Annotated in this window: 8 protein-coding genes; 2 read left to right on the top strand and 6 right to left on the bottom strand. The window is 45.5% G+C overall.

What is annotated here, in order from left to right:
• Nucleotides 1–308: 308 nt before the first annotated feature.
• Nucleotides 309–908 (bottom strand): recombinase family protein, encoded by a 600-nt coding sequence (locus HMPREF0240_RS20345; RefSeq protein ID WP_009005288.1) that lies wholly within the window; start codon nucleotides 906–908, stop codon nucleotides 309–311.
• Between the two features lie 433 nt (nucleotides 909–1341).
• Nucleotides 1342–1956, bottom strand: coding sequence for a histidine phosphatase family protein (locus HMPREF0240_RS20340; RefSeq protein WP_009005287.1), 615 nt, complete (start codon nucleotides 1954–1956; stop codon nucleotides 1342–1344).
• 197 nt (nucleotides 1957–2153) lie between these two features.
• Here HMPREF0240_RS20340 and HMPREF0240_RS20335 point away from each other — a divergent pair, with 197 nt between their 5' ends.
• Nucleotides 2154–2633: an S-ribosylhomocysteine lyase gene (locus HMPREF0240_RS20335; protein WP_009005286.1), complete on the top strand. Its 480-nt coding sequence runs from the start codon at nucleotides 2154–2156 to the stop codon at nucleotides 2631–2633.
• A 471-nt stretch (nucleotides 2634–3104) separates the two neighbouring features.
• On the opposite strand, the gene HMPREF0240_RS20330 is transcribed toward HMPREF0240_RS20335, so the two are convergent.
• Genes HMPREF0240_RS20330 through HMPREF0240_RS20320 form a run of 3 tightly spaced genes read right to left on the bottom strand, consistent with a single transcriptional unit; the run spans nucleotide 3105 to nucleotide 6409 of the window.
• The gene (locus tag HMPREF0240_RS20330) at nucleotides 3105–3638 is read right to left on the bottom strand and encodes a DUF5662 family protein (protein ID WP_009005285.1); all 534 of its coding nucleotides are present in this window, start codon (nucleotides 3636–3638) and stop codon (nucleotides 3105–3107) included.
• A 40-nt stretch (nucleotides 3639–3678) separates the two neighbouring features.
• Nucleotides 3679–5379, bottom strand: coding sequence for an alpha-amylase family glycosyl hydrolase (locus tag HMPREF0240_RS20325; protein ID WP_009005284.1), 1701 nt, complete (start codon nucleotides 5377–5379; stop codon nucleotides 3679–3681).
• Between the two features lie 25 nt (nucleotides 5380–5404).
• On the bottom strand, nucleotides 5405–6409 hold the full coding sequence (locus HMPREF0240_RS20320) for a sugar ABC transporter substrate-binding protein (protein ID WP_009005283.1): 1005 nt from the start codon (nucleotides 6407–6409) through the stop codon (nucleotides 5405–5407).
• 209 nt (nucleotides 6410–6618) lie between these two features.
• Here HMPREF0240_RS20320 and HMPREF0240_RS20315 point away from each other — a divergent pair, with 209 nt between their 5' ends.
• Nucleotides 6619–6936, top strand: coding sequence for a DUF1292 domain-containing protein (locus tag HMPREF0240_RS20315; protein ID WP_009005282.1), 318 nt, complete (start codon nucleotides 6619–6621; stop codon nucleotides 6934–6936).
• Here HMPREF0240_RS20315 and HMPREF0240_RS20310 read toward each other — a convergent pair.
• The gene (locus HMPREF0240_RS20310) at nucleotides 6933–8771 is read right to left on the bottom strand and encodes an ATP-dependent helicase (RefSeq protein ID WP_009005281.1); all 1839 of its coding nucleotides are present in this window, start codon (nucleotides 8769–8771) and stop codon (nucleotides 6933–6935) included. The genes HMPREF0240_RS20315 and HMPREF0240_RS20310 overlap by 4 nt on opposite strands.
• Nucleotides 8772–8782 lie beyond the last annotated feature (11 nt).

The following is an 8782-nucleotide window of genomic DNA, read 5'->3' as shown; positions in this document are numbered from 1 at the left end:
ACCTGATGTGCCAAAAATTCTAACAGTCCCTCTTCTCTTGACATAATTCATTCCTCCTTACGGCACTGCGGATTAAAGCAGACTTTATTCTGCATTATTGATAAGATAAATTAAAACAGAATTTTTAAAGTTTAAATGGAAAATATAGCCATTTTCATATATAAAGTCACCTTTTACCACCAAAAAAGCTATGTAATGCACTTGCAGACCAAAGTCTACCTTTTTCTTCACAAGATGCATCCAACTATTACTATTTTATCAATAATGCAGAATAAAGTCTACCTTTTTCTGCATTATTTCCCTTATTTTTACATCCCGTCTTTCTGGCTGCACCATTTTTTAAAAGTTTTAAAATCCACATTCAGCCTTCTGGAGGCTTCTCTGGCGCTGATCTCATTTTTTTTCCACTGCCAATAGATTTTTTCAAATGATTTTGGTACCTGCAGACAGCGTCTGCCAAAACGAACCCCCCGCGCCTTTGCAACTGCAATGCCTTCAGCCTGCCTCTGCCGGATGCTCTCCCTTTCGCTTTGTGCAACAAATGATAAAAGCTGCAGTACAATATCAGCGATCAGTGTTCCCACCAGATCTTTTCCCTTTCTGGTATCCAGAAGCGGCATATCAATAACCACAATATCTGCGCCTATCTCCTTTGTTATGAATCTCCACTGCTCAATAATATCCTCATAGTTTCTGCCCAGGCGGTCAATCGACTTCACATACAGCACGTCCTCCTCCTTCAGGTTTTTCAGAAGCCTTTTATACTCGGGCCTGTCAAAGTCTTTTCCGGATATCTTTTCAACGTAAAGATTTTTCTCCGGTATCTTCAGGGATTCCATTGCAACCAACTGTCGTTCTACATTCTGGTCTTTTGAAGATACCCTCACATAACCAAAGCTTTTGTGCATTATTTTCCCTCCTTTTACGACACAACTATTATCGCATATTTATATGCAGCCTCCTGCTGGTATATTTTTCCATTTTTGTACGGTCTTGAAGCGCGAAACTGAAATGGGGAGCGGGATGCGGCCGGAGAACTATTTTTACGTTCCCCCTGCCCCATCCCGCTACTTATTTCAAGAGATGTAACTGGTCGTTTTATCACTGTTAACCCAGGCCGATTAAAAAAGGAGGACAGCGGGGGCAAAAGTGTAAATCGGGCTTACACTTATTTCTGACCACAGCTAGCGAAGCCACCAGGCTTCGGGTAATGTGTCCAGATTGCCCCTGTTGTCCTTCTCATTTTACTTTACTCCTGCCTACAGTCTCATTCGCATTCTGCAGATTCCTTTACATGTCACCTGCTGTGTCCTGTACCTTCAGGTTTTTCCTTTCTCCCGTTTAATAATACACCCGGCCTTCTTCTAAGATTTCAGCTCTTCCATCCTGAACTTTAACTTCTGTTACTGAACAGTTCGCGGGCACTCCGTTCCCCCAGAATTTTGCAATATCCTCCTCCCCTTTAATCAGGTTCAGCATTGCGGTGAGTGCCGCTCCATGTGTGGAAATTAAAAGGGTCTTATTACTGTATTCTTTTCTGGTGAACAATTCCTGAAAAAAGGTCTGTATTCTATCTTCCAGCTGTCTGATGGATTCTCCCCCTTCAGGAACTTTGTAGTGCTTTGTATCCGTAAAAAGTTTGTTGAATTCATCGCTTCCGGGATCCCGGTTCTCACCTCGGCAGCACATTCCCTCCGATACGCCAAACCCCATTTCCTGAATCCGGATATCTTCATATATGGGAACCTTCCGTCCTGCCAGAATTAATTCCGCAGTCTCCTTTGCCCGCATAAGCGGACTCGTATAGGCGGCATCGAATATAACATTCTTCAGCCCTTTTGCTGTCTCCCGTGCCAGATATCTTCCATATTCATTCAAAGAGATATCCGAATGTCCCTGAACTTTTTTCAATTTATTCCATGCTGTTTCGCCATGACGAACAAGATATAACTTCATAACCAGCCTCCCCGATACATAATTTTTACTCAAAGATCTGTACTTCAAAATGTCTCTTTGTGTAAATCATTTCTCTCTGCTTTATCAGTATAATCATTCCTTTTTCTTTCGTCAACTTTTACTTCTTGTCTTATTTCAATTATACCTATATAATAATTGGTGAAATCAGAATTACTCAATAGTAAAAGGAGAATATTATGGAGAAAATAGCAAGTTTTACAATAGACCATTTAAAACTGGTGCCGGGTCTGTATGTTTCCAGAAGAGATGAAGTTAACGGATCTCCTGTCACTACTTTTGATATCCGTATGACGAACCCAAATGAAGAACCCGTTATGAATACTGCTGAGGTACATACATTAGAGCACCTTGGCGCTACTTTCCTGCGGAATCATGCCGATTTTAAGGATAAGGTTCTCTATTTCGGACCTATGGGATGCCGCACCGGGTTTTATCTGCTTCTTGCCGGACAATATGAACCGGGCGACATCATTGTTCTGATCCGGGATATGTTCAGTTTTATATCTTCTTTTGAGGGAGAAGTACCTGGCGCTTCTGCAAAGGACTGCGGCAATTACCTGGATATGAATCTTCCTATGGCAAAATATGTTGCAAAGAAGTATCTGCAGAATGTGCTGATTGATATACAGGATAAGCAGATGTATTATCCGGAGTGAAGGGGTCGTAGGTATGGGACGCCTCAGGAACCGGACATAGGGACGGCTGGATACGGGGTTACGGCTGTAAGCTGGAGTAAAACGAAAATAGAGGAAAACAAGGGCAACCTGACCACATCGCCCGAAGCCCTGATGGCTTCGCGCGCTGGGGCCAGGGAAAATTATAATTCGGAATTATAATTTTCACCCTTGTTTTCCTCTATTTTCGCTTAACTCCAGCTAACAGTCGTAAGACGCATCCTGCCGCCCCTATGTCCGGTTCCTGAGGCTGGGGCTTCCAAGCGTTAGGATCGCTTCACTTTTTTTGGATCTGGCGGTGGCGGCGGATGTGTATGGGCGAGGGGGGACTATTCTGCAGAGGTTATCTTGTGGGATCTATCTGGGGAACGTTATTGTTATTCTGTGATTCCTCGAACTCCCGTCTGGAATACACTGCCCCAATACTGAATTTTTACAGGTAGTATGTGTGCGTTATTTTTTACGCAGCACTTCCTCCCGGATATATTTGTAGGTCTCTTCTTCGCCTTTCTCAGCGAGCATGACGAGAAGTTTTTCCAGCAGTTCCTCGGTTTCCTGATGCATCAGATAATGTCCCTTACCTCCCATGAAGTATCTGAGAGGATCGGATGCCTGATATGCCGCCCCCTTGTATATCCTGCTTGCGGCTATACGGTCCAGGAACATTTCTACTACATAGCGGACCGGCATTTTCATGCCTGTCATGTCTTTTCCGCTGTCTGCTCCATAATCAATCCAATACTCATAATGATGCTTGTTGCGTCCCTTGTGATGCAGCCAGGCCAGCGACAGGCCTTTTTCCTCCCGCTCTGCATTGTTGGGGCTTCTGTCTCCCTGATAATACCTGCAGCCTACGCTGAATTCTGCCCAGCTGTATTTGGAAAGATCGTGCAGGAGTCCCTGTCTGTACAGTCCAACCCGGAAACATTCCTTCATGACCAATATTTTGTGTCTGGTTATTGTACAAAAATGCTGTACTGCTTTCATACCGCTTAAACGTCCTTCCTGTTTTCCTGCCGGCCGGTATTTATTTTCCGATCAAAAATACGATGTTTCTTTCTTTTAATACCATCGTCTTCTGGTTCTCAAGAAGCTCCGGCTTTTCCAGTATCCCGGCAGATGTTTCCGCAATCCGGTACCACTTCTTTTTTTTCGCCAGGGCAGGCAGGGCAAAGGAATGTCTCACCCAATGCATATTATAGGCTATGAAACAGTCATTGTCGTTCTGCCCGCTAGCGCAGTACAAAACACCCAGCTGCCTGCTGGAGACATCTGCAGGTACCTGCCAGGCATTTTCCCCGTGATAAGATACGTCAGGGGTACCGCACGAAATCTGATCCAGCCCCAGCAGTGCATCCGGCCTGTGCAGTACGGGATGTTCCCTGCGGAGTTTAATCAGCATCTTTACATACCGGAACAGGGAATCATTATTCTTTAGTTTATTCCAGTTCAGCCAGGATAGTTCATTGTCCTGACAGTATACATTATTATTTCCCTTCTGGGTGTTTTCGAACTCATCGCCTGCAAGCAGACATGGCGTTCCCTGGGCTGTCATAAGCAGAAAAAGTGCATTCCTCATCTGGTTTTTACGAAGCTCCATGACGGAACGTTTTCTGCTCGGTCCCTCAGCACCGCAGTTCCAGCTGTAGTTGTAAACGGGACCATCCTGATTATTTTCCCCATTATCCTGGTTATGCTTTTCATCATAGGACACCAGGTCGTATAAGGTAAATCCGGTATGCGCCGTAATATAGTTGCAGCAGCCGTCCTCCTTCGTATTATGGCGGAGCGCCCATATGACATCCTCTATCATGCCTTCGTCCCCCTTCAGGAACCGGCGCATCACATTCTGAAACCAGTCTTCCTTTTTCAGAAGCTTCACGCCTTTCAGGAGTGGGTCATTCAGAAGCCCGTCCCATGAGACATGATAGGGATTAACAACAAATCCGTCTACATGATATTCCAGCATATAATACCGCAGGCATTCCAGTGCGGTTTGAAAAAGGATGCCTTCTTCGAAAGGCATCTCCAGTATCAGCTCGATTCCCGCTTTGTGGCATGATTTAACCAGCTCTTTTAACTCTCTGGCGGCATTTCCGGAAGCACTGTATGATGCCTTGGGGGCAAAATAGCATGCTGGCCCATATCCCCAGTAATTACTGCGTTTTCCTGCGCACTCCTCAAACTCATATACCGGCATGCACTGAATCTGATTGATTCCCAGGTCTTTCAGATATGACAGCTTCTCCACAATCCCCATAAAAGTTCCCTTCTGTCTTACCTTTGAAGAACTGTGCATGGTAAAGCCGCGGACATGCAGGCTGTAGGCGATGTTTTCATGCCAGGGAATACAGGGCCTTCTGTCTTCTTCCCAGTCAAAGGGCTCCGTCAGAAAGCATCCCCTCACTTTATGTAACTCCAGGTCTTCTGTCTGTCCAAAGATGCGATGTCCGGTAATACGCCTCACATATGGATCCAGACACACCTTCCTGTCTATCCTGTAATTGTACTCATACTCCTGCGGACTGATTCCTTCCAGTGCAAGAAAGCGGACTTCCCCCATTGCACTGTCCTCCTGCATGGGATATACTGCTTCGATATCTGTACTGCCAGTCCGGTACAGCAGCAGTTCGCAAGACTTTCCTCCGGGTACAGAAACAGCAAAATTGATCCTTTCGGTTCCGATTGTGACGCCTAGCGGCTGTGGGCTTCCCTGTACTTTTTTCATAATCTGAGGTCCTCTCTTCCTGCTGTTACTGCCAGCCGTCAGTTCCATACATTTCAACGTTTTCTTTATTTATAAAAAAAGTTGCTTCGTAATATTCTTTCTCATAATCATTGCCCTCGAGTATTGCAATCCCGGTTTCCACTGCTTTCTTTCCGATATTAATCGGAGACTGGGCACCTGTACCTGCCATTGCAGTATCTGCTTTTGACAGCTCACTCTTGGCTCCCGGCGAACCATCGACGCCGTACACCAGGATATCCTTTCTTCCTGCCTCTTCCATGGCTTCCAGCACTCCAAGAGCCACCTGGTCATTGCCGCACATCACTGCATCGATCTTCGGGTTCTCAGCCAGTATGCTCTTCATCTCACTCTTGGCATTCTCCTTTTTTCCCTGCACATCTGCCCTGGCCAGTACCTCAAAACCGCCATCGGCGATAGCCTCCTCGAATCCTGTGATCCTCTCATTAATAGAATTCATGGACGGGCACTCCAGAATTACAATGCTGCCTCCATCGGGGCGCTGCTTCATCAGATCTTCTCCGCACAGAAAACCGGCATTTTTATTATCTGAGCCCACATAAGCATCTATCAGATCCGTGTCCTTTACCTGCGTGTCAATATTAATAACAGGTATGTCGGCATCTTCCAGCGCTTCCAGAGCGGGTGTGATCTTTTCCCAGTCGACAGGGCACAAAAATACCGCATCCACGCCCTGATCAATCATCTCCTGAACCTGTTCTATCTGCACATTCACATCTGAACCCGGGTCCTTTACAACAAGGTGATAATCCTTTTCTGCTAAAGCTGTTTCTATGGACAGCTTTAATGTATCAAAATAGGGGTTCCCCATATCAATACAGCTGTAACCAAACGTGTAGCCGGTCTGTTCTTCCCCCTCATCTTCCTCTTCTTCTGTCTCTGTATCCTGCACTGCATTATCTTCAGGCGTACCCACATTCTTTTTGCATCCAGCCAGCAGCATACATGCTGTCAGGACCATAAGTAATACGCTCAGTAACTTCTTTTTCATCAAAACTCCTCCTGTTCTGCAAAATTTAAAGAACCCTCTTTCATTCTATCGTGTTTCTCCTTAATGTCAATAGGAAGTTAGTGTACACGCCCGAAGGGTGTGAACAGTAACATGTACACTGACACACTAGGAACCCGTCCATGTTTTTTCTTGCTTTTTATCATTCTTTTTGTTAGAGTTAAGTTATCAATGAAAAAAGGAGACCATTTATGAACGAAAATGAATCACTTACTGTAACACTGACACTCGATAATGACGAAGAACTGGAGTGTGCCGTCCTCACCATCTACGAGGTGGAGGGCCAGGAATATATTGCTCTGCTCCCGCTCGACGAGGAAGGAAGCAACGACGAAGGAGAGGTTTTCCTTTACCGTTTCTCAGAACCAACGCCCGGCCAGCCTGAACTGGAAAACATTGAAGATGATGACGAGTATGAACGTGCCGCAGATAAGTTTGATGAATGGCTGGATTCCCAGGAATATGAAGATCTGGACCTGGATGAAGACCTGGATTCAGATGAGGACTAATTATTTACATTCTCAAGCAGTTCCTCTACAAAACGGGAAGGTGAGACATCCTTTCCGTTTTTTTTCTTTACATAGACGATTTTAAGCAGTTCCTTTGCTCTCGTCATGGCCACATAGAACAGCCTGCGCTCTTCTTCTATTCCATGTTCCTTCAGAGCCTTTTTATAAGGGATCTGACCTTCATTCGCTTCAATGATATATACCGAATCAAATTCCAGCCCCTTCGCGGCGTGCATGGTCATCAGACGGACACCGTCCTGCTGTCTTTCTCTGCTGCTTTCCCGTATTCTCAATGCATTGGTATACTCTTCCACGTGTCCAAACCATTGTTCCAGCGTGGAAAAGGGCTTTGCCGCCTCCTCCAGTTCCGCCATCACCTCAAACAGATCTCCCGCCTGCATCTTCCTGGAGGCGGCATATTCCCTAAGAAAGTCATCATATCCAATCCTTTTTCTCAGGTACTGGATTGCTGCATAAGGTGCCATCTTTATCAGCATTTTCAGATCCCATTCGAATTGGTCTATCCTGTCCTGCATCCATTCCTTGTCACAGTAAAATTTTCTCAGGTCCTCGAAAGAGGCTTCTCTGCCAGACAGGCTTTCCCTGGATATATACCGTTTCGGCCGGTTCATGATCTGCAGAAACTCCTGGCGTGCACGGCTCCCGGATGCCATCCTGAAATATGCCATCATATCTTTTGCAATGAAATGGCTGTATATGTTGGGCATATGTTCTTTCATCTGAAAGGATATTTTATGTTCAATCAGTTGCTCTACAAGAGGCCTCGCATCTGTATGGATCCGAAACAGCACCGCAATATCCTCCGGCTTTACCCCCGCCTGAATCCGGCTCTTTATCTCCTCCAGCACATAACCGCCCTCCTCTGTCGGATCGCGCACCTCCTGCACATGAAGGCTTGCACCCCGGGGTTTTTGTGACCGGATTTTTTTCTGAAAACGAATCTCATTGTGCCCGATTACTTTCAGTGCATTTTCCACGATATTAGAGGTGGAGCGGTAATTGATATCCAGAAGCAGCTGTTTCACGCCCGGATAGTCCTCTGTGAACTGGAACATCAGCTTTGAGTCCGCCCCGCGGAATCCATAAATAGACTGGTCATCATCCCCCACTGCAAACAGATTGCGCTGCGGTTCGGCCAGCATTTTAATTACATCATACTGTATCTGATTGATATCCTGGAACTCGTCAATCAGAATGTAGTGAAACTTATCCTGCCACATTTTCAGAATATCGGGCCTGGAGCGAAACAATTCATAACATAGCACAAGCATATCGTCAAAATCAATTTTTTTGGCGGATTTGCGCTGTGTTTCATATTCCCGGTAAATATTTCTGAAAGCATCCGGGGCACACTTTGTTGATCTGTACTCTTCTATCTCTATTCTGTTATTTTTTACAACGCCTATCTCTGTTACGATCTCCTGCAGAAAATCTTCTTCATCAAAGATCTCAATCTCCTGCCTGTTCACGGACTGCCTCACAATCTGGTACTTTTCTTCCTCCGACAGTATGTTCTGAGGGCCAAAGTGATATGCCCACTTCAAAATTCCGTAATAAATTCCGTGAAAAGTCCCTACTGTGACCGGCAGCCTTTTATTTCCCATCAACTGCAGGAAACGGTTTTTCATCTCTGTCGCGGCATACTTAGTAAAAGTAATGACCAGAATCTCTTCTGGCCTTACTTTTAACTCTTCTATCAGATATTTCATTCGGTTTACAATCGTCAGGGTCTTCCCGGAACCGGGACCGGCGAGGACAAGACATGGGCCTTTCCCATGAGTGACTGCGTCTTCCTGAGCTTTACTAAAACTCATACGTACCTCTT

It is taken from the genome of Clostridium sp. D5 (assembly GCF_000190355.1).
In the GTDB taxonomy this organism is placed as follows: domain Bacteria; phylum Bacillota; class Clostridia; order Lachnospirales; family Lachnospiraceae; genus Faecalicatena; species Faecalicatena fissicatena_A.
This window is presented reverse-complemented; position numbering and strand designations above follow the sequence as displayed.

What these genes read in the sequence shown, in the direction of transcription:
- HMPREF0240_RS20345 (WP_009005288.1), bottom strand. Translation starts at nt 908, where the DNA reads ATGCACAAAAGCTTTGGTTATGTGAGGGTATCTTCAAAAGACCAGAAT.
- HMPREF0240_RS20340 (WP_009005287.1), bottom strand. Translation starts at nt 1,956, where the DNA reads ATGAAGTTATATCTTGTTCGTCATGGCGAAACAGCATGGAATAAATTG.
- HMPREF0240_RS20335 (WP_009005286.1), top strand. Translation starts at nt 2,154, where the DNA reads ATGGAGAAAATAGCAAGTTTTACAATAGACCATTTAAAACTGGTGCCG.
- HMPREF0240_RS20330 (WP_009005285.1), bottom strand. Translation starts at nt 3,638, where the DNA reads ATGAAAGCAGTACAGCATTTTTGTACAATAACCAGACACAAAATATTG.
- HMPREF0240_RS20325 (WP_009005284.1), bottom strand. Translation starts at nt 5,379, where the DNA reads ATGAAAAAAGTACAGGGAAGCCCACAGCCGCTAGGCGTCACAATCGGA.
- HMPREF0240_RS20320 (WP_009005283.1), bottom strand. Translation starts at nt 6,409, where the DNA reads ATGAAAAAGAAGTTACTGAGCGTATTACTTATGGTCCTGACAGCATGT.
- HMPREF0240_RS20315 (WP_009005282.1), top strand. Translation starts at nt 6,619, where the DNA reads ATGAACGAAAATGAATCACTTACTGTAACACTGACACTCGATAATGAC.
- HMPREF0240_RS20310 (WP_009005281.1), bottom strand. Translation starts at nt 8,771, where the DNA reads ATGAGTTTTAGTAAAGCTCAGGAAGACGCAGTCACTCATGGGAAAGGC.